At 66.8% G+C, this 19,924-nt stretch carries 15 protein-coding genes and 2 tRNA genes; 7 read left to right on the top strand and 10 right to left on the bottom strand.

Annotated features, from left to right (window positions below; genetic code table 11):
• Window positions 1-126 precede the first annotated feature (126 nt).
• From rlmB to rnr, 3 genes are all read right to left on the bottom strand, one after another.
• On the bottom strand, window positions 127-870 hold the full coding sequence (rlmB, locus tag PEM_RS04990) for a 23S rRNA (guanosine(2251)-2'-O)-methyltransferase RlmB (RefSeq protein ID WP_111127051.1): 744 nt from the start codon (window positions 868-870) through the stop codon (window positions 127-129).
• Window positions 871-1,018: 148 nt separating this feature from the next.
• On the bottom strand, window positions 1,019-1,501 hold the full coding sequence (locus tag PEM_RS04985; RefSeq protein WP_111127049.1) for a GFA family protein: 483 nt from the start codon (window positions 1,499-1,501) through the stop codon (window positions 1,019-1,021).
• Between the two features lie 122 nt (window positions 1,502-1,623).
• On the bottom strand, window positions 1,624-4,089 hold the full coding sequence (gene rnr / locus PEM_RS04980) for a ribonuclease R (RefSeq protein ID WP_065195762.1): 2,466 nt from the start codon (window positions 4,087-4,089) through the stop codon (window positions 1,624-1,626).
• 128 nt (window positions 4,090-4,217) lie between these two features.
• On the opposite strand from rnr, the gene PEM_RS04975 reads away from it, so the two are divergent.
• Window positions 4,218-4,302 (top strand) — tRNA-Leu (locus PEM_RS04975).
• A 56-nt stretch (window positions 4,303-4,358) separates the two neighbouring features.
• Here PEM_RS04975 and PEM_RS04970 read toward each other — a convergent pair.
• Window positions 4,359-5,105, bottom strand: a complete 747-nt coding sequence (locus PEM_RS04970) for a sulfite exporter TauE/SafE family protein (protein WP_111127047.1) — start codon at window positions 5,103-5,105, stop codon at window positions 4,359-4,361.
• A gap of 100 nt (window positions 5,106-5,205) precedes the next feature.
• On the opposite strand from PEM_RS04970, the gene PEM_RS04965 reads away from it, so the two are divergent.
• Both PEM_RS04965 and PEM_RS04960 read left to right on the top strand, forming a co-directional pair.
• Window positions 5,206-6,105, top strand: a complete 900-nt coding sequence (locus tag PEM_RS04965) for a LysR family transcriptional regulator (protein WP_111127045.1) — start codon at window positions 5,206-5,208, stop codon at window positions 6,103-6,105.
• Window positions 6,106-6,155: 50 nt separating this feature from the next.
• A tRNA-Leu gene (locus PEM_RS04960) sits at window positions 6,156-6,240 on the top strand.
• A gap of 135 nt (window positions 6,241-6,375) precedes the next feature.
• Here the strand turns inward: PEM_RS04960 and emrB are convergent.
• The 4 genes from emrB to emrR are packed head-to-tail and all read right to left on the bottom strand — an operon-like array spanning window position 6,376 to window position 11,099.
• On the bottom strand, window positions 6,376-7,965 hold the full coding sequence (gene emrB, locus PEM_RS04955) for a multidrug efflux MFS transporter permease subunit EmrB (RefSeq protein ID WP_065177423.1): 1,590 nt from the start codon (window positions 7,963-7,965) through the stop codon (window positions 6,376-6,378).
• 7 nt (window positions 7,966-7,972) lie between these two features.
• A complete protein-coding gene (gene emrA, locus PEM_RS04950) occupies window positions 7,973-9,154 on the bottom strand; it encodes a multidrug efflux MFS transporter periplasmic adaptor subunit EmrA (RefSeq protein ID WP_095378327.1) in 1,182 nt (393 codons plus the stop codon).
• Between the two features lie 11 nt (window positions 9,155-9,165).
• On the bottom strand, window positions 9,166-10,659 hold the full coding sequence (gene emrC / locus PEM_RS04945) for a multidrug efflux transporter outer membrane subunit EmrC (protein WP_111127043.1): 1,494 nt from the start codon (window positions 10,657-10,659) through the stop codon (window positions 9,166-9,168).
• Window positions 10,656-11,099 (bottom strand): multidrug efflux system transcriptional regulator EmrR, encoded by a 444-nt coding sequence (gene emrR, locus PEM_RS04940; protein WP_005415875.1) that lies wholly within the window; start codon window positions 11,097-11,099, stop codon window positions 10,656-10,658. The genes emrC and emrR overlap by 4 nt, the downstream gene beginning before the upstream one ends.
• A gap of 172 nt (window positions 11,100-11,271) precedes the next feature.
• Here emrR and PEM_RS04935 point away from each other — a divergent pair, with 172 nt between their 5' ends.
• From PEM_RS04935 to PEM_RS04925, 3 genes are all read left to right on the top strand, one after another.
• Entirely contained in the window at window positions 11,272-12,153 is an 882-nt protein-coding gene (locus PEM_RS04935; protein WP_181453245.1) for a helix-turn-helix transcriptional regulator, read from the top strand.
• A 59-nt stretch (window positions 12,154-12,212) separates the two neighbouring features.
• Entirely contained in the window at window positions 12,213-14,456 is a 2,244-nt protein-coding gene (gene parC / locus PEM_RS04930) for a DNA topoisomerase IV subunit A (RefSeq protein ID WP_111127039.1), read from the top strand.
• A 216-nt stretch (window positions 14,457-14,672) separates the two neighbouring features.
• Window positions 14,673-15,122 (top strand): hypothetical protein, encoded by a 450-nt coding sequence (locus PEM_RS04925; protein ID WP_049412190.1) that lies wholly within the window; start codon window positions 14,673-14,675, stop codon window positions 15,120-15,122.
• A gap of 292 nt (window positions 15,123-15,414) precedes the next feature.
• Here the strand turns inward: PEM_RS04925 and bfr are convergent, their stop codons facing one another.
• Window positions 15,415-15,903 carry a bacterioferritin gene (gene bfr, locus PEM_RS04920; RefSeq protein WP_005415872.1) on the bottom strand — a complete coding sequence of 163 codons (489 nt, stop codon included), beginning with the start codon at window positions 15,901-15,903 and terminating at the stop codon, window positions 15,415-15,417.
• 123 nt (window positions 15,904-16,026) lie between these two features.
• Between bfr and PEM_RS04915 the strand changes: the two genes are divergently transcribed.
• Window positions 16,027-18,354 (top strand): penicillin acylase family protein, encoded by a 2,328-nt coding sequence (locus tag PEM_RS04915; RefSeq protein ID WP_111127037.1) that lies wholly within the window; start codon window positions 16,027-16,029, stop codon window positions 18,352-18,354.
• An 82-nt stretch (window positions 18,355-18,436) separates the two neighbouring features.
• Here PEM_RS04915 and PEM_RS04910 read toward each other — a convergent pair whose 3' ends face one another.
• Window positions 18,437-19,831 (bottom strand): cation:proton antiporter, encoded by a 1,395-nt coding sequence (locus PEM_RS04910; RefSeq protein ID WP_005415870.1) that lies wholly within the window; start codon window positions 19,829-19,831, stop codon window positions 18,437-18,439.
• Window positions 19,832-19,924: the final 93 nt, after the last annotated feature.

Genomic DNA, 19,924 nt, shown 5'->3' with positions numbered 1-19,924 from the left:
AAGAGCGCCAACCAAGGTTGGCGACTACCGGTAGGTGTCGACCTTGGTCGACACGGCACATGGAAAAGGGGTCGGATCCCTCGCCTGCGGAGAGGGATCTGACCCCGATCACGTCGCGCCGGCGGATCAACCGCGCTGGCGCACGGCCTCGAACAGGCTGACGCCGGCAGCGACGGAGACATTCAGGCTCTCGATCTCGCCCGGCATCGGGATCTTAACCAGGCCATCGCAGTTCTCGCGGGTCAGGCGGCGCAGGCCATCGGCTTCGCCGCCCAGCACCAGCGCGATGTTGCCCTTCAGGTCCAGCTGGTACAGCGAGGCGGTGGCTTCGCCGGCCAGGCCGTAGATCCACACGCCCTGCTTCTGCAGGTCCTTCAGGCAACGCGACAGGTTGGTTACCGCCACCACCGGGATGAGGTCGGCGGCGCCGGCCGAGGTCTTGCGCACGGTGGCGTTGACCGTGGCCGACTTGTCCTTGGGGATGATCACTGCAGTCGCACCGGCCGCAGCCGCCGAGCGCAGGCAGGCACCCAGGTTGTGCGGGTCCTGCACCTCGTCCAGCACCAGCAGCAGCGCCTTGCCCTCGGCCGCAGTGACCAGGCCTTCCAGCTCGTTCTCGCTGTAGGTGCGGGCGGCGGCATAGCGCGCGGCCACGCCCTGGTGGCGCACCGAGCCGCCCACACCGTCCAGCGCCTGGCTGTTCACCTTGCGCACGTCGATGCCCTTGCGGCGGGCGTTTTCCTCGATCTCGGTCAGGCGCGGGTTCTTCGCTCCGGCCTCGACCAGCACTTCGCGGACGTTCTCGGCGTCGTTCTCGATGGAGGAGGTGACGGCGTTGACGCCGACGATCCACTGGCTGTTCTTGCTCATGCGGGCGGGGACCGGAAAGGGGGTGGCTATGGTAGAGCATCGGCGGTCCGGGCGCTGCCGCGCCCCGCCTCCCTGTACAGCCGAGCCTGCGCTCGGCTGTCCTGGGTTCAGCCTGCGGCGACAGCGTGGAGATGGCTCTACAGGTGCGTTACCGGCTGCGCGGTGGCCAGTGCGGCGTGTCGTGGTCGGGGTGCTGGTGGGACACGATCGTGGCCAGGAAGTCCAGGGCCGCGATGTCCTCCTCGGTACGCCGTACGGGCAGGCTGGCCAGGCTGTCGACGAAGGGCAGCTTGCGTTCGACCCCGTACTGGATCGTCGGTGGCAGGCGTTCGGGTTCGTCGAACGCGCCAGCAGCCACCGCCACGCCATCGGGCGCTTCGTAGGTCAATGGCGTGCCGCAGTCGGCGCAGAAGCCACGCCGCACCACGTTGGACGACTGGAAATAGCGCGGCTGGCCGCGGGTCCAGCTGAACTGCACACCGCGTACCGACACCAAGGGCGCGTAGAAGGCACCAAAGGCCTTCTGGCACATCCGGCAATGGCAGATCGAGCTGTCGGTCAGCGCACCACGCACGTGGAAGCGGATCGCGCCGCACTGGCAGCCGCCGCTGTATTCGGGTTGGCCTTGCATGCTGCTTTCCTCCGGAAGATCGTGTCGACCAAGGTCGACACCTACCTGACGAGCGGTGCGTGCCAACCAACGGTTGGCACCTACCAGGTGAGGTGGGTGCCGACCGTTGGTCGGCACGCCTTTCAATATTGCTTCTTGGTGCGCTTGGCTGGCTTGCCCCGCTCAGGCAGCGGCGGCAGCCCGTCACCCTCGTCCTCGCCCTTGTGTTCGACCAGCCGGAAGTCGATCTTGCGCTCTTCCATGCTGGCCTTCAGCACCAGGATGCGCACGCGGTCGCCCAGCCGGTAGCTGCCGCCGCGGCGCTCGCCGGTCAGCGTCTTGCGGGTCGCGTCGAACTTGTAATAGTCCTGCGGCAGCTGGGTCACGTGGACCAGGCCCTGCACCTTCGACTCGTCCAGTTCCACGAACAGGCCGAAGCTGGTCACGCCGCTGATCACGCCGTCGAACTGGCCGCCCACGTGCTTTTCCATCCACGCCGCGCGGTAACGCTCGTCGACCTCGCGCTCGGCCTCGTCGGCACGGCGCTCACGCTCGGAACACTGCAGCGCCAGCGCGGCCATCTCGCGGGCGTTGTAGGTGAACTTGTCCAGCGGCTTGCCGGACAGCGCATGCTTGATCGCGCGGTGCACCAGCAGGTCGGGATAGCGACGGATCGGCGAGGTGAAGTGCGCGTAGGCCTCCAGCGCCAGGCCGAAGTGGCCGTGGTTCTCCGGGCTGTAGATCGCCAGGCTCTGGCTGCGCAGCAGCACCGACTCCAGCAGCGTCGCATCAGGGCGGTCGCGGATCTTCTTCAGCAGTTTGGTGTAGTCACCCGGGCGCACCTTCGACCACGGCGGCAGGCTCAGCTTGAACTCCTTGAGGAATTCCAGCAGGTCGGCGTACTTGGTTTCCGGCGGCTTCTCGTGGATGCGGTACGGCGCCGGCACGTGGCGCGACAGCAGGTATTTCGCCGCCTCCACGTTGGCCGCGATCATGCATTCCTCGATCAGCTTGTGCGCGTCGTTGCGCACCAGCATGCCAGCCTGGGTGACTTCACCGCGATTGTCCAGCACGAAGCGCACTTCGCTGCTTTCGAATTCGATGGCACCGCGCTTGGCGCGTGCCTTGGACAGCACCTTGTACAGCTGGTGCAGGCGCTGCACCTGCGGCAGCAGGTCGCCCATCCAGGCCTTGGTATCGGCATCGTCCTCGCCGACCGCCTTCCACACCTGGGTGTAGGTCAGGCGCGCGTGCGAATTCATCACCGCCTCGTAGAAGCGCGAATGCGTGACCAGGCCATCGCGGTCGATCTGCATGTCGCAGACGAAGCACATGCGGTCGACTTTCGGCATCAGCGAGCAGATGCCGTTGGACAGCGTCTCCGGCAGCATCGGCACCACGAAGCCCGGGAAGTACACCGAAGTCGCACGCTTCTGCGCTTCCTCGTCCAGCGGCGTACCGGGGCGCACGTAGTTGGAGACATCGGCAATGGCCACCACCAGGCGGAAGCCATCGGCATTCGGCTCGCAGTACACCGCGTCGTCGAAGTCCTTGGCATCCTCACCGTCGATGGTGACCAGCGGCGTGCTGCGCAGGTCGACACGGTCGCCGATCATCGCCGGCTCAACCACCAGCGGCACCGATGCGGCTTCGTCCAGCACCTCCTGCGGGAACTCGAACGGCAGCTCGTGACCGTGGATGGCGGTCTCCACCACCAGCGACGCGGTCAGCTTGTCGCCCAGCACGGCGATGATGCGGCCGATCGGCGGGCGGCGGCTGTCCGGGGCCTGGGTCAGTTCGCAGACCACCAGCTGGCCGTCGCGCGCGCCACCGGTCTGGTCCGGCGGCACCTGCACGTTGCGCTGCACGCGCTTGTCATCGGGCACCACGTAGTTGATGCCCATCTCGATGCTGAAGCGGCCGATCAGGCGGGTCATGCCGCGTTCGAGCACGCGCGCAATGCTGCCCTCGCGACGGCCCCGGTGATCGATGCCGGTCACGCGGGCGAGCACCTTGTCGCCGTGCATCACCTTGCGCATTTCATACGGCGGCAGGAACAGGTCGTCGCCGCCCTCGACCGGACGCAGGAAACCGAACCCTTCCGGGTTGGCGATCACCACGCCGGTGACCAGGTTCAACGTCTGGATCGGGGCGAAACCGCCGCGGCGGTTCTGCACCAGCTGGCCATCACGGACCATGGCACCGAGCCGGCGCGACAGCGCCTCGGCCCGATCCGGTGCGGTCAGGCCCAGGCGTGCACCAAGTTCCTCGGCGGTCTGCGGCCCTTCGCAACGCTCCAGCAGGGCCAGGATGGCCTCGCGGCTGGCGATGGGCTGTTCGTATTTCTCGGCTTCGCGGGCGGCGTAGGGATCGTCGATCACCTTGCCGGTGGGCGGCAGCTTGCGGCCCGGGGCCGGGCCGGGCGCTGCCGCATCAGCGGTGCGGACCTTGCGGCCGCGCGGCGGCGTACCGCCTTCATTCAATTCGGGGAACCAGCCTGGCAGCGGCTTGCCCGGCTTGGGGGTGCGGGCTGCGCCCGCCTTCGGGCCCTTCTTCGGGGCTTGGCTGCGGGACTTGCTCCCGCCCTTGCTTGGTTTTTTGGTAGTCATCGCCCTACATGGTAGCCGTTGACGGCGTGCAGAACGGGTCAGCGCCCGCCCTGGAGGCGTTGGATGAAATAATTTCAGGAAGTCGTTGACAGCTCCCGGATTCATCTTCACAATTGCGCCTCTGGAACGCCCAGGTGGCGGAATTGGTAGACGCACTAGTTTCAGGTACTAGCGGGTAAAACCGTGGAGGTTCGAGTCCTCTCCTGGGCACCACGTCGAGAATGAGAAAGACCCGCGAAAGCGGGTTTTTTCATGCCCGGAATTTGGCATCAGAACAACGGCCGCAGCACCAGCTCCAGGCCGAGCAGCAGCAGGAAGCCAAGGAAGCACGCCCGAAACACCCGCGCACTGATGCGCTGCCGGATCACCTGCCCCAGCCACATGCCCAGTAGCGCCGGCAGCACCGCCAGCGCACTCAGCCCCAGCTGCTGGATGCCGAACGCACCGTGCAGCACCAGGCCGGTGGTCAGCGAAATCGTCGACACGGTGAACGCCAGCCCGAGCGCCTGCACCAGTTCTTCGCGCTGCAACCCCAGTGATTGCAGGTACGGCACCGCCGGCATCACGAACACGCCGGTGGCGCCGGTCACTACGCCGGACAGCGCGCCCACCAGCGGCCCCAGCCAGCGCTCGCGCCGCTGCGGCACGCGGAACACCGGCGCGAGCAACGCATAGGCGGCATAGACCATCAGGGCCACGCCCAGCGCAACCCGCGACCCGCTGCGATCGACCCGTACCAGCAACGCTGCCGAACCCAGCGTCACCACCACCACGGCCAGCATCATCGGCCACAGGCGCCGCACGATGTGGCCCAGTGACGGCCCGGACAGCAGCTGCCACGCATTGGTGACGAAGGTCGGGATGAACAGCATCGACGCCGCCGCCACCGGCGACAGCGCGCCACCGAGCAGGCCCATCGCCACCGTCGGCAACCCCATGCCGGTCACCCCCTTGACCACGCCGGCCAATACGAACACCAGCACCAGCAGCACGTAGAAGTACATCGATTCATCCATGCCTTCATTGGATCGGGCGGAGCAACGGCGCACAATGCGGTCTTTCCGGCCCTGCCTTCGGCTGATCCGAAGGCGATGGCCCTGCGATAAGGGCACCCACATGCGGATGGACATCGCCGACCTGCGCCTGTTCCTGGCAATCGCCGAGGCCGGGAGCATCACTGCCGGCGCAACGCAGGCGAACCTGGCCCTGGGTTCGGCCAGCGAGCGCCTGCGCACGATCGAAGCCGATGCCGGCACCCTGCTGTTGAACCGGCATCCACGTGGCGTCAGCCTGACTGAAGCCGGCGCCGCCCTCGCCCACCATGCACGCCTGATCCTGCAACAGCAGGCGCAGCTGCGCGGCGAACTGCAGGCATTCGCGCAGGGGGCGCGCGGCACCCTGCATCTGTATGCCAACACCGCAGCACTGACCAACTACCTGCCCTCGCGGCTCGCACCGTGGTTGGCCGAACGACCCCGCCTGCACGTCGAACTGCTGGAACGCACCAGCCCCGAAGTCGTGCGTGCAATCAGCGCTGGCCAGGCCGAGGCCGGCATCATCAGTGATGCGGTCGACGCCACCGGCCTGCAGCAGCATGTGGTGGCCGAAGATCCGCTGGTGATGCTGCTGCCGGCCGACCACCGCTTCGCCACACGGCGCACGCTGGCCTTCGCCGATATTGCCGGCGAGACCTTCGTTGCCCTGGCCGATGGCAATGCACTGCAGACCTACATCGAAGACCAGGCGCGCGACATCGGTCGCCGACTGGACGTGCGCATCCGCATGAAGACCTTCGAGGGCGTCTGCATCATGGTCGGCCACGGCATCGGTGTCGGTATCGTGCCGCGTACCATTGCGCGCCAGCATCGGCGCAGCACGCATACCGTTGCGGTGCCGCTTGCAGATGCGTGGGCACAGCGCCGCCTGTGCGCCTGTTTCGCCGAGTGGGCGCAGCTGTCACCGGCGATGCGCAGCCTGCTGCACCACCTGGGCGTGCAAGCGCAGAAAATAGTGTGAAATGTTGTTGACACACTCTCTGCCGTGCCGCACAATTCATCTCCTGAGTCGCCCAGGTGGCGGAATTGGTAGACGCACTAGTTTCAGGTACTAGCGGGTAAAACCGTGGAGGTTCGAGTCCTCTCCTGGGCACCACGACTCAAGATGATCAAACCCGCGAAAGCGGGTTTTTTCGTTTCCGGAGGCTGGGTGGCACGCGATGACGTGGATCCACCAGACAGAAACCCCGCCTTGCGGCGGGGTTTTGTGCGTTTCAACGCCAATGGTCGATCAATGCCCACCGCCCGCGGACGCCGCACCTGCGCCTGCGCCGAACGGCGGCTTGGCCAGCCAAAGGAAGGTGATGATCGCCAGGAAGATCCAGCCCAGCAGGAAGAAGATGTCGTTGAAACCCATCTGCGATGCCTGGTGGTTGATCATGTTGTTCAGTACCGCCGCGCCATGTTGCAGGTCGCCCTGCCCCATTGCAGTGACCTGCTCCTGCATGCCCGGCTGATAGGCCGAGATGTGCTCGGTCAGATCGGCATGGTGCACCTGGGTACGCCGCGCCCACAGCCACGTCGTCAGCGAGGCCGCGAAGCTGCCGCCCAGCGTGCGCAGGAACGTCGCCAGGCCGGAGCCCGCCGCGATCTCGCGCCCATCCAGGTCCGACAGCAGGATCTGCAGCACCGGCATGAAGAACAGCGCCACGCCAATGCCCATGATCAGCTGCACGCCGGCCACGTGCATGTAGTCCACCTGCAGGTTGAAGTTCGAGCGCAGGAAGCTGGTCATCGACAGCACGATGAACGCCACGGTGGCCAGCATGCGCATATCGAAGCGCGACGCATACTTGCCCACGAACGGCGTCATGATCACCGGCAGGATGCCGATCGGTGCGGTCGCCAGGCCTGCCCAGATCGCGGTATAGCCCATGTCACGCTGCAGCCACTGCGGAATCAGCAACGCCACGCTGAAGAACGCAGCATAGGCCACCACCATCGCCAGCGTGCCGGCACGGAAGTTGCGGTGCCGGAACAGCTTCAGGTCGACGATCGGATCCTTGTCGGTCAGTTCCCAGATCAGGAACACCGTCAGCGTCACCACCGCCACGCAGGCCAGCACCACGATCTTCATCGACGAGAACCAGTCCTCGTCGTTGCCCAGGTCGAGCACCAGCTGCAGCGCGCCGACACCGATCACCAGCGTGATCAGGCCGACGTAGTCCATCTTCGGCTTCTCGATCTGCTCCGGGCGTCCCTTCAGCTGGTTGCCCACCACCAGCGCGGCGAAGATGCCCAGTGGCACGTTGATCAGGAAGATCCATTCCCAGCTGTAGTTGTCGGTGATCCAGCCACCGAGGATCGGGCCGCAGATCGGCGCCACCACCGTGATCATCGCCAGCAGCGCCAATGCCTGCCCGCGTTTCTCGCGCGGGTAGATCGAGACCAGCAGCGACTGTGTGATCGGGTACATCGGACCGGCCACGAAACCCTGCAGCGCACGCGACACCACCAGCATGCCCATGCTCTGCGCAAGGCCGCACAACAGCGAGGTGATGACGAAGGCCAGGGTCGCCCAGACGAACAGTCTGCGTTCGCCGAAGCGGCGGCTGAGCCAGCCGGTCAGCGGCAGCGCGATGGCCGTGCTGACCGCGAACGAAGTGATGACCCAGGTCGCCTGCTGCGAACTGGCACCGAGGTTGCCGGCGATGGTCGGCAGCGAGACGTTGGCGATGGTGGTGTCGAGCACCTGCATGAACGACGCCATCGCCAGGCCTACGGTGCACAGGGCGACGCTGGGCGGCAGGAACCCGGAGGCCGCAGCCGGCGCCGCCGGTGCGCCCGGAGCGCCGGGCGCGGCTGGAGCTTGTGCGGACATGGCGACCTCAGCCCACCTTCGCCTGCTGCTGCGGCAGGTTGCCCTGGATGATCGTGTGGATCACCTCGTCGGCATCATGCAGCTGCTTGGCATACACGTCGGTGTCGAACACCGTGCCCTTGGCCGGGGTGCTCGGCAGCACTTCGCCCTTCTGGTCGCGCAGGCTCACTTCGGCCTTCATCGACAGGCCGATGCGCAGCGGGTGCTCGGCCAGCTGCTTGGCATCGATGGCGATGCGCACCGGTACGCGCTGCACGATCTTGATCCAGTTGCCGCTGGCGTTCTGCGCCGGCAGCAGCGAGAACGCCGAGCCGGTGCCCAGGCCCAGGCTCTGGATGCGCCCCTTGTACTTCACGTCGCCGGCGTACAGGTCCGACTTCAGCTCCACTTCCTGGCCCAGGCGCATGTGGCGCAGCTGGGTTTCCTTGAAGTTGGCCTCGACCCACATCTGATCGGTCGGCACCACGGCCATCAGCGCATTGCCCGGCTGCACGCGCTGGCCGACCTGCACCGAACGACGGGCGACGTAGCCGGAGACCGGCGCAACGATGCCGGCGCGGGCATTGTTGAGGAAGGCCTGGCGCAGCTGCGCAGCGGCGGCCTGCACATCCGGCTGGGTGGCGATCACGGTGTCGTCGACCAGCGCACGGTTGCGCTCGACGGTCTCGCGTGAACCGGCCACGGCGGCTTCGGCCGCGGCCAGCTCGTCGCGGGCGTGGGCCAGTTCTTCGTTGGAGATGGCGCCGGTGGCGGCCAGGTCCTTGCGGCGGGCGTAGTCTTCGCGCACGCGCTTGAGGGTCACCTGCCGGGCGTTCAGGTCCGCCTGCGCGCCTTCCACGCTGCGGTACAGGCCGCGGGTCTGGCGCACGGTCTTGGCCAGGTTGGCTTCGGCCTGCTGCAGCGCCACTGCGGTGTCGGACGGGTCCAGCTGCACCAGCAGCTGGCCGCGCTCCACGCGCATGCCGTCATCGGCATTGATGGCGACCACGGTGCCGGCCACCAGCGGGGTGATCTGCACCTGGTTGCCCTGCACGTAGGCATCGTCGGTCTCTTCGAACCAACGGCCGAACATGAAGTACCACAGCGCCAAAGCGGCAAGCAGCAGCACGACGATCACGAACAGGCCGCGCAGCAGGTTGCCGCGGCGGTTGGGGGCGGCCGGGGCCGCGGTGTCTTGGGTCTGGCTCATGTCGGAGATCTTCAGGAATGCGAGGAATCGGAATGGGAGGCGATCGGTGCGCGGTCGGCGTCAGTGGGCTGGAAACCACCGCCCAGCGCCTTGCTCAGGCGCACCGAGGACTGCACCTGCTGCGACTGCAGGCCGGCCAGCTGCTGCTGCGACTGCAGCAGGGTGGACTGCGCGGTCAGCACGTCCAGGTAGCTGCCGATGCCGGCGCGGTAGCGCTGCTGGGCCAGGTCGAAGGCAGCGCGTGCGGTGTCCACCGCCTGCTGCTGCGACTGCGCCTGCTGTGCCAGCGAGCGCACCGCGTTGACCTGGTCGGCCACATCACGCAGCGCATCGAGCACGGTCTGGTTGTAGTTGGCCACCGCCAGGTCGTACTGCGCATCGGTATTGGCCAGGTTGGCGCGCAGCTTGCCGCCCTCGAAGATCGGCAGGCTCAGCGCAGGGCCGATATAGGCGAAGGTGGAACTGCTCTTCAGCAGGTCGCCCACATTCGGGGCGACCACGCCGGCCAGCGCGGTCAGGTTGAAGCTCGGGTAGAACTTGGTCTTGGCAACCTTGATCTGCTTGTCGGCCGCTTCAACGCGCCAGCGTGCGGCCACGATGTCGGGGCGGCGGCCAAGCAGTTCGCTGGGCAGCACGCCCGGCAGCTGCAGTGCCACCGGATTCAGCGGCTGCGGGCGCTGGATCGACAGGCCACGGTCCGGGCCCTTGCCGACCAGCGCGGCCAGTGCGGTGCGGGCCGCGTCGATGCGCTGCTGGGCGGCCTGCACCTGCTGCTGCGCGGCCGGCACGCGGGCCTCGGCCTGGCGCACCTGCAGATCACTGTCGATGCCGGCGCGGCGGCGCTGGCGGGTCAGTTCAAGTGACTTCTGCGAACGGGTCAGCTCTTCCTCGGCCACGTCGTTGAGCTGCCACGCGTAGGCCAGGTCGGCATAGGCCTGGGTGATGCCAGTGGACAGGTTCAGGCGTGCAGCCTGCGCTTCAACGGTGGCGGCGTGCGCACCGTCCACGGCGGCTTCCCAGGCGGCGCGCTTGCCGCCCCACAGGTCCACGCCATAACTGAAGTCGAAGGCGACCTGGCTGCTGCCGCCGTAACGGCCACCCATCTCGCTGCCGACCATCGATTCGGGCAGGCGCAGGCCGGTGTAGCCACCGGACACCGACAGGCTCGGCAGTTCGTCGGCACGTGCGGTGCCGACCTGGGCCTGGGCCTGGCGCAGGCGGGCATCGGCGGCGTCAAGGCTCGGGTGGCCGGCCAGGCCCTCGGCGACCAGCGCGTCCAACTGCGCATCACCCAGTGCCTTCCACCAGTCCTGCGCCGGGAAGCCGGTGGCGCTCAGGTCGGTGTCGGCCAGGGTGCGTTCGCTGTGCAGGCTGTCCAGGTCAAGCACGTGGTCCTGCGGGTTGAGGCCACGACTGCTGGCGCAGGCGGCCAGGGCCAGGGCCAGCGCTGACACCAGCAGCGCGCGCCCGGACCGGCGGAAAGTGGAATGCGGGATCGGGTTCATGGGGTCGTCAGTGAATCGCGGATTCGGGTAAGGAGGGACAGCAGCAGCGTGCGCTCGTCGGCGGAAAGGTCACGCAGGGCGTAATCCATCACCGCGTCGCCACGCAGCTTCAAGCGTGCCCACAGCGCGCGGCCTTCGTCGGTCAGCACGATCTGCAATGCCCGCCGGTCCTGCGCATGCGGTTCGCGGCGGACACAGCCCAGCGCTTCGAGCTTGTCCAGCAGCCGGGTCACCGCGCTGGGCACCTGATCGATGGCTTGGGCCAGTTCGTTGGCGGTGCACGGCGCCATGTTCGAAAGCACCTTCAACCCGATGTAGTGGGTGAAGCCGATGCCCAGATCTTCTTCAGCCATGGACGCGTCGAGTTGGCGGACCAGGCCGTCGCGCACCTGGCGCAGCAGCAGGCCGAAGCTGGGGGGAGTGGTTGCAGGACAGATCATGGGGGAGCATTCTCTTCCAAAAAAAATATTTCTCAATGGAAATATTTGATCTGGCATCGAATGCTGTGTTGCAGCAGTGGGCTGGATCAGTGAAGGCGCCTACCTTAATGACCTGGCCAGGTGGCCCGGTAGTACAATCTAGCCAATGGATGACACATTTCAGCCAGCAGACATGATGAACAAGGCAGAAATCCCCGCTCCCAGACGCCTGCTCAGGGACGAGGCACTGGACTGGTTCGAGCGCAACGACGGTCCCCCGGTGGTCGGTTTCCGTTTCGACAGCCCGCAAGGGCTGGTCCGTGAAGTGGATTGGCATCATCACCAGCGCGCGCAGCTGATCTGCGTCGAGCGCGGCCTGCTGACCACCCGTACCTCGCACGGCACCTGGTCGCTGGCGCCGGGCTCGGCCGGCTGGATGCCACCGCTGGAGCCGCACACGGTCACCCTCGACGGCCCCCTGCGTGGCTGGGGCATGGCGCTGGCGGCTCCGGTCTGCGCCACCCTGCCCTCCGATCCCTGCGTGCTGGGCCTGTCCAAGCTGGCGCAGGCGCTCGCCGAGCGCATCTGTGACTGGCCACCGGGCTACGACACCACCTCCGAACGCCAGCACATCATCGAGGTGCTGGTGGACGAGATCCGCACAGCGCCACGCCAGCGCATGCACCTGCCGATGCCGCATGACCGGCGCCTGCTGAAGATCGCCTCGCAGCTGCTGGCCGACCCGTCCGACGAACGCAGCCTGGCCGAATGGGCGCACTGGGCCGGCCTGTCACCGCGCAGCCTGACCCGCCACTTCCGCGACGAGACCACGCTCAGCTTCGCCCAGTGGCGGCAGCAGGCCCGGCTCTCCGAAGCCCTGCGCCAGTTGACCGATGGCCGCAGCGTCGCCGACATCGCCCACGCACTGGGCTTCAGCAGCGCCAGCGCCTTCGTCACCGTGTTCCGCCGCCACTTCGGGCTGCCACCGGGGCGCTACCTGGCGCGGGCCGGCCACGGCCTGGAAACCGGGCTGGACCCTGCGCGCGGCTTGGCATCCCCCGCCGCATCCGGATAATCACAGGATTGCGAGCGGCGACCGCCGTCGCCGCCTCCCGACATAGGTAACAACGCCGCATGACCGAACTTGCCCGCCCCGTGTTCCACGGATTCGAACAACTGCCGCTGCGCGAGTACGCCGAACGCGCCTACCTCGACTACTCGATGTACGTGGTCCTGGACCGTGCCCTGCCGTTCATCGGCGACGGCCTGAAGCCGGTGCAGCGCCGCATCATCTATTCGATGAGCGAGCTGGGCCTGAATGCCGCGTCCAAGCCGAAGAAGTCCGCGCGCACCGTCGGCGACGTCATCGGTAAATACCACCCGCACGGCGACAGCGCGTGCTACGAGGCGCTGGTGCTGATGGCGCAGCCGTTCTCGTACCGCTACCCGCTGATCGAGGGCCAGGGCAACTTCGGCTCCAGCGACGACCCGAAGTCGTTCGCGGCGATGCGATACACCGAATCCAAGCTGACCCCGATCGCCGAAGTGCTGCTGGGCGAACTGGGCCAGGGCACCACCGACTGGGCACCGAACTTCGACGGCACCCTGCAGGAGCCGACCTGGATGCCGGCGCGGCTGCCGCACCTGCTGCTCAACGGCACCACCGGCATCGCCGTGGGCATGGCCACCGACGTGCCGCCGCACAATCTCAACGAGATCGTCAGCGCGCTGCTGCACCTGCTGGACAACCCCGACGCCACCGTGCGCGACCTGTGCGAACACGTGCAGGGCCCGGACTATCCGTCCAGCGCCGAGATCATCACCGCGGCCAATGACCTGCGCAACATCTACGAGACCGGCAACGGCAGCGTGCGTGCACGCGCGACTTTCACCAAGGAAGCCAGCAACATCGTGATCACGGCGCTGCCGTTCCAGGTGTCGCCGTCGAAGGTGATCGAGCAGATCGCTGCACAGATGCGCGCCAAGAAGCTGCCGTGGCTGGAAGACATCCGCGATGAATCCGACCACGCCAACCCGGTGCGCGTGGTGCTGGTGCCGCGTTCGAACCGCGTCGACGCCGACCAGCTGATGGGCCACCTGTTCGCCACCACGGACCTGGAGCGCAGCTACCGCGTCAACCTCAACGTGATCGGGCTGGACGGCCGTCCTCAGGTGAAGAACCTGAAGATGCTGCTCAGCGAATGGCTGACCTTCCGCAGCAACACCGTCACCCGCCGCCTGCAGCACCGCCTGCAGAAGGTCGAGCGCCGCCTGCACCTGCTGGAAGGCCTGCTGGTCGCCTTCCTCAACCTGGACGAGGTGATCCACATCATCCGTACCGAGGACGAACCGAAGGCGGCGCTGATCGCGCGCTTCGGCCTGTCCGAGGAACAGGCCGAGTACATCCTGGAAACCAAGCTGAAGCAGCTGGCCCGCCTGGAAGAGATGAAGATCCGCGGCGAGCAGGACGAGCTGGCCAAGGAACGCGAGAAGATCCTCGGCATCCTCGACAGCAAGGCCAAGCTGAAGAAGCTGATCCGCGACGAACTGACGGCCGACGCCAGGAAGTTCGGCGACGCGCGCCGTTCGCCGCTGGTGCAGCGCCAGGCCGCGCAGGCCATCGACGAGACCGAGCTGGTGCCGAGCGAGCCGATGACCGTGGTGCTGTCGGAGAAGGGCTGGATCCGTGCCGCCAAGGGCCACGACGTCGATGCATCTGCCCTGTCCTACCGTGAAGGCGACGGACTGCAGGGCGCGGTACGCGCACGCAGCACCCAGCAGGTCGCGTTCCTCGACAGCGAGGGCCGCGCCTACTCGACGCCGGTGCACACCCTGCCCTCCGCGCGTGGCAATGGTGAACCGCTGACCGGCCGCTTCTCGCCGGCACCGGGCACCAGCTTCGTGACCCTGGCCAGCGCCGAGCCGGACACCCGCTTCGTGCTGGCCTCCAGCCACGGTTATGGCTTCGTCACCCGCTTCGAGAACCTGATCGGCCGCAACAAGGCCGGCAAGGCGATGCTGAACCTGTCGGCCGGTTCGTCGGTGCTGACCCCGTCGGCAGTGGCCAACGTCGCCACCGACCGCATCGTGGCAGTGACCAGCTCCGGCAACCTGCTGGCGATCGCCGCCAACGACCTGCCGGAACTGGACAAGGGCAAGGGCAACAAGATCATCGAGATCCCGAAGGCCAAGCTCGCCACCGAACGCGTGGTCGCCATCGTGGCGATCAGCCCGGGGCAGACCCTGCAGGTGCGCAGTGGCCAGCGCACGATGGGGCTGAAGTTCAACGAGCTCGACGCCTACCTCGGCGCCCGCGCCACACGCGGCCACCTGCTGCCGCGCGGCTGGCAGAAGGTGGAAGGGCTGTCGGTGGAATGACCGCTGCGGGGGTCGGATCCCGTTCCGACGGAACGGGCTCTGACCCCGGACTATCGCTCCTGGTAGGTGTCAACCTTGGTTGACACGCCCTTGCGGGTAGACGCCAACTTGGATTGGCGTCAGTCGACGAACAAGGCATAAGCGACAATTGCTGACCAGTTGCACGCAAATAGCCGGGGAAATCCCGGCTATTTGCGTTTTTTGGATCACAATCAAATGATTGATGCCAACACAAACCACCAGATGATTCCTTCAACCATTCACGTTCAGGGCCTTGGCGAACTGCACATCGTTGGGGATCGCGATACCGGCTGGTTCGCCCAAGGACACCTGCCTGCCGGGGACGGCACTTTCTTCTCGATCCAGATGTCAGAAGACGGTCAGCTGATGGCTGGAGTCGGCTTCGTGATGGAACAGCTCTCTAAACTCCCAGTGCTGCAACAGTACGCATTGGATCATCTCGCCGCACACTTCCCAGTCGAAGCTTCATCAGGGGAAGGCCCTCTGGCCTCTGAGCCAGAGATTACGTTCTGGGAGCTGGAAAGGTGGTCGATGCTCTTTGCAGAGGGACGGCTACCCATCTGCTACCCCTACGGAGTTCTGGTCGACTTCATTGGACTGACTCCCGTGGGATACCAGGATCTCTCCGATGCAGAGGAGATATGAAACCCCGTCTCTGACTTGAATCTCCGTCGTCGTGCCATGCATCCCGAGCGAGGGGTCAGAGCCGTTTTCGTCGAAAACGGATCTGACCCCAGGCACGAAAAAGCCGGGGCATTCCCCGGCTTTTTCGTTGTCGGCTGGCTGGCGGTGCTCCGGTGCTGGCGGGCGACAGAACGCTGTACTGCTGGTAGAGCCGACCGCTGGTCGGCTGCTTTCTGCAGAGCAGCCGACCAGCGGTCGGCTCTACCAGAAGGCAGCCGAGCATTGGCTCGGCTCTACAAAAAACGATGCCCGCTCAGTGCGCCGGGGCGCCGCTGCCGTCGATCTTGCTCAGCTGGTACAGCTCCAGGCCGATGCGCTTGATCAGGCCCAGCTGCTGTTCCAGCCACCAGGCGTGGTCTTCTTCGGTGTCCTTCAACTGCGCTAGCAGGATGTCGCGGCTCACGTAGTCGCCCTTCTCCTCGCACAGCTTCATGCCGGCGGCGAGATTGTTCCGAACGGCGTATTCAGTGTCGAGATCCTTCTGCAGCATCTCTTCGACGGTTTTGCCCGGCTCGGTGGCATGCGGGCGCATGTCCGGGTCGCCGCCCAGGAACAGGATCCGGCGCAGCAGCGCATCGGCGTGCTGGGTTTCCTCTTCCATCTCGTGGTTCAAGCGTTCGTAAAGTGCGAACAGGCCCTGATCCTCGTAGCGGCGGGAATGGATGAAGTACTGGTCGCGGGCAGCGAGCTCGCCACGCAGCAGTTCCTTCAGGCAGGCGATGACGTCCGGGTTGCCTTTCATGGGGGGCTCCTGTGAATCGATATGGCATAGGGTGCCGCATTTCAGAATACGGTGATCTAATCGGAATCAGTCGCAGTTGCGCCTGCGGCTACAATCGGCCCACGAGTTCGGAAAGGACGTGCGATGCGACGTACATGGCGTTGGGTGCTGGGCGTATTGATCGCCATCGTCCTGGTCACCGCCCTGGTGCTGTGGCTGCTGCTGCGCGGCAGCCTGGCCGATCTGGACGGCGAGCATGCGTTGCCGGGACTGGCCAGGCCGGTCACCCTCGAACGCGATGCGCTGGGCGTGGTCACCATCACGGCCGGCAGCCAGGCCGACGCGATGCGCGCACTCGGCCGCGTACACGCGCAGGAACGCTACTTCGAGATGGACCTGATGCGCCGCAGCGCCGCCGGCGAACTGTCCGCACTGTTCGGACCGAAGGCCATCGACGCCGACAAGCGCATGCGCGTGCACCGTTTGCGCGCACGCACCGAGGCACACATGGACGCTGCATTGGGCGACAACGGCGATGCCGTGCGCGCCTACGTGGACGGCGTCAACGAAGGCCTTGCCGACCTCTCCGTGCGGCCGTGGGCGTACCTGCTGCTGCGGCAGTCACCGCAGCCTTGGCAGGCCAGCGACAGCGTGCTGGCCGGGCTGGCCATGTACGCCGACCTGCAGGATCCCGGCAACCAGACCGAGCTTGCGCTCAGCCGCATCCGTGCGGTGGTGCCGTCGGCGCTGTACGCACTGATCGCCCACGACGGCACTGAATGGGATGCACCGCTGTTCGGCGAACCGACCGGCAACGCCACGCTGCCCGATGCCAGCCAGCTGGACCTGCGCACGCTGAAGGGAAAACCGGGCACCGGGCAGGAAGAAGCCGACGCCGTCGGCAGCAACAACTTCGCGGTGGCCGGTGCGCTCACCGCCGACGGCCGCGCCATTGTTGCCGACGACATGCACCTGGGCCTGCGCGCACCCAGCCTGTGGTTCCGCGTGCGCCTGCGCTACCCCGACCCGCAGGCCGCTGGCGGCCAGGTCGACGTCACCGGCTTCTCGCTGCCCGGCCTGCCGGCCGTGATCGTCGGCAGCAACGGGCACGTGGCCTGGGGCTTCACCAACAGCTACATCGACACCGCCGATTACCGCTCGGAACCGGCCAATGCCGAGGTGACCGTGCATGAAGAGCGGATTGCGGTGGCCGGCCAGGCCGACGTGCTGTTCCCGGTACGCGAAACCGCCTGGGGCCCGATCCTGCACGCCCATGCCGATGGCAGCGGTGACGCGCTGCGTTGGGTCGCCCACCTGCCCGGCGCGGTGCGGCTGGACTTCGGTGACCTGGCCCGCGCTGGCGATCTGGACGCTGCACTGAAGTTCGCCGACCACGCCGGCATTCCCGCGCAGAACCTGGTGGTCGGCGACCGCAGCGGACGCATCGCCTGGCGGCTGATCGGCGCCCGCCCGGATCGCGGTCCGGGCTGCGCGCCGGCCGGCTTCAGTGCCGGCAACAACCAGGACTGTGCGCCGTGGCCGATCCGCAGCGATGCTTCACCGGCATTGATCGATCCTCCCAACCACCGCCTGTGGACCGCCAACGGCCGCGTCCTCGACGGCGAGGCACTGGCCAGCGTCGGCAACGGTGGCTATGACCTGGGAGCACGGGCGCGGCAGATCCGTGACCTGCTGGCGATCCAGGAGCGCTTCGATGAACACGACCTGCTGGCGATCCAGCTCGACGATCGCGCGGTGTTCCTGCAGCGCTGGTGGGCGCTGCTGCACGACGTCATCGAACGCAGTGACGACCCTGCACTGAAGCGCTTGAAGGAGGCCAGCCATCAATGGGGCGGCCGTGCCTCGGCCAGCTCGGTCAGCTACCGGGTGGTGCGTGAGTTCCGTACGCAGGTGATGAAGACACTGTCCGATGCACTGCTGGCACCGGCCAATGCGCAGCTGGGCGATGACTATCTGGAGCCGCGCCTGGCGCAGCTGGAAGGCGTGGCCTGGCCGATGCTGCAGCAGCGGCCGGCCAATCTGCTGCCACCGGCCTTCGACAGCTGGGATGCACTGCTGATCGACGCCGCACGCCGTACCGAAAACGAGCTGACCAGGCAGGGACCGCTGGCCAAACGCAGCTGGGGCGAACGCAACACCGCGGCGATCTGCCATCCCATCGCACGGGCGCTGCCGGACATCGCCAAACGCTGGCTGTGCATGCCGGCCGACCGCCTGCCCGGCGACCGCGACATGCCGCGCGTGCAGACGCCGAACTTCGGCGCTTCCGAGCGCATGGTGGTTTCACCGGGCCACGAGGCCGACGGCATCGTGCACATGCCCGGCGGCCAGAGTGGGCATCCACTGTCGCCCTACTGGGGTGCCGGCCACGAAGACTGGGTGCATGGCCGGCCGTCGCCGTTCCTGCCCGGCAAGGCGCAGCACACCATGACGCTGGTGCCAGCGCGGTAGTGCCGGCCGCTGGCCGGCATCCATGCAGGTGCATCCAGCATCATGAGGTTGCCGGCCAGCGGCCGGCACTACCGTTCAACGCTCAGCCCCTGCGCCGCTCGATCAGGTTCAGCAGTGGCCCGGTCATCGCCGTTGTCACCAGCGCCATGATCACCAGCACCGCGAACAGCCGGTCACCGAGCAGGCCAAGTTCGTAACCCAGGTTGAGCACGATCAGCTCCATCAGGCCACGGGTGTTCATCAGTGCACCCAGCCGCCACGCCTCACGGGCGGGCATGCCGGCACTGCGTGCGGCACTGAAGGTACCCAGCAGCTTGCCCGTCGTGGCTACCGCGATCACCACCACGCACAACAGGACATCGCTGGCCTGCAGCGTATCGGCGCGCATGCGCAGGCCGGTCATGGCGAAGAACAGTGGCAGCAGCAGCGTCACCGCGAACGGTTCGACGCGCGCCATCAGCAGGCCGCGCAACTGTGCGTTGGACGATACCGCTACGCCCGCCGCGAACGCACCGAACAGCGCATGGATGCCGAGCATTTCAGTGACCAGCGCACTGCCCAGCGACAGCAGCAGGATGCCGAGCAGCCAGCGTCCCTCACGGCCCGGCGCGATCTGCTGGCGGGCGAACCACGGCTTCACCAGCCCCAGCATCAGCGCCACGAACGCGACCACGCACAGCAGGTTGAGGCTGGCCGGCAGCCATCCGCTGGCCTGGGCGGCGGCCACGATCAGTGCCAGCAGGCACCATGCGGTGGCATCGCCCAAAGCCGCGCAGGCAATCGCGGTCTGGCCCAGCGACGTCTGCGTGATGCCACGGTCGGCGAGGATGCGCAGCAGCACCGGGAACGCGGTGATGCTCATCGAGATGCCGACGAAAAGTGCGAATGCGGTGAAGCCCACCCCCTGTGGGCCGTGCTGCGGGTACAGCCAGATCGCCAGGGCGACGCCAAGCACGAACGGCACCGCGATGCCGGCATGACTGACCGTAAAGGCAAAACGCCGGCGTCCACGCAGCGCCGCCAGGTCCAGCTCGGCACCGGCCACCAGCAGGAACATCAGCACACCCAACTGGCTGAGCATGCCCAGCGGGCCCAGCGAGCTGGGCGGGAACAGAGCTCCATGCAGCGGCGGCAACAGGCTGCCGAGCATCAATGGGCCCATCATCAGGCCGGCGGCCATCTCGCCGATCACCGCCGGTTGTCCAAAGTGCTTGAGCAGCGCGCCTGCGCCCTTGGCCACCAGCAGCAGCACCAGCAGCTGCAGCAGGAACAGGCCCAGCGGCGACGCCAGATGCTGCAACCAGGTGGCTTCGGCCGTGGCCGTGGCCGTGGCGCGGGCAACAGCCTCGGGCGCCGCCGGCCCGGCATAACGGGCCAGCAGCACGCCAGCCAGCAGCGGGACCCCAGCCCAGGCCAGGTAGCGCCATCCCCACTTCGTCGGTGGCGCCGGGCCCCCGCTGTGTACGTCCATGAACATTCCCCAATGTGCAGGGGGGCGATCATACAAAAAGGGGACGGAGGGGATTAAGTCGTTGGTGGCACAAGCGCCCCGCCCCCCCTCCGTCCCTTT

The organism is Stenotrophomonas sp. Pemsol (genome assembly GCF_003586545.1).
GTDB classification, from domain to species: Bacteria; Pseudomonadota; Gammaproteobacteria; order Xanthomonadales; family Xanthomonadaceae; genus Stenotrophomonas; species Stenotrophomonas sepilia.
The sequence above is the reverse complement of the archived record's forward strand: the minus strand, read 5'-3'. Positions and strand labels throughout refer to the sequence as shown.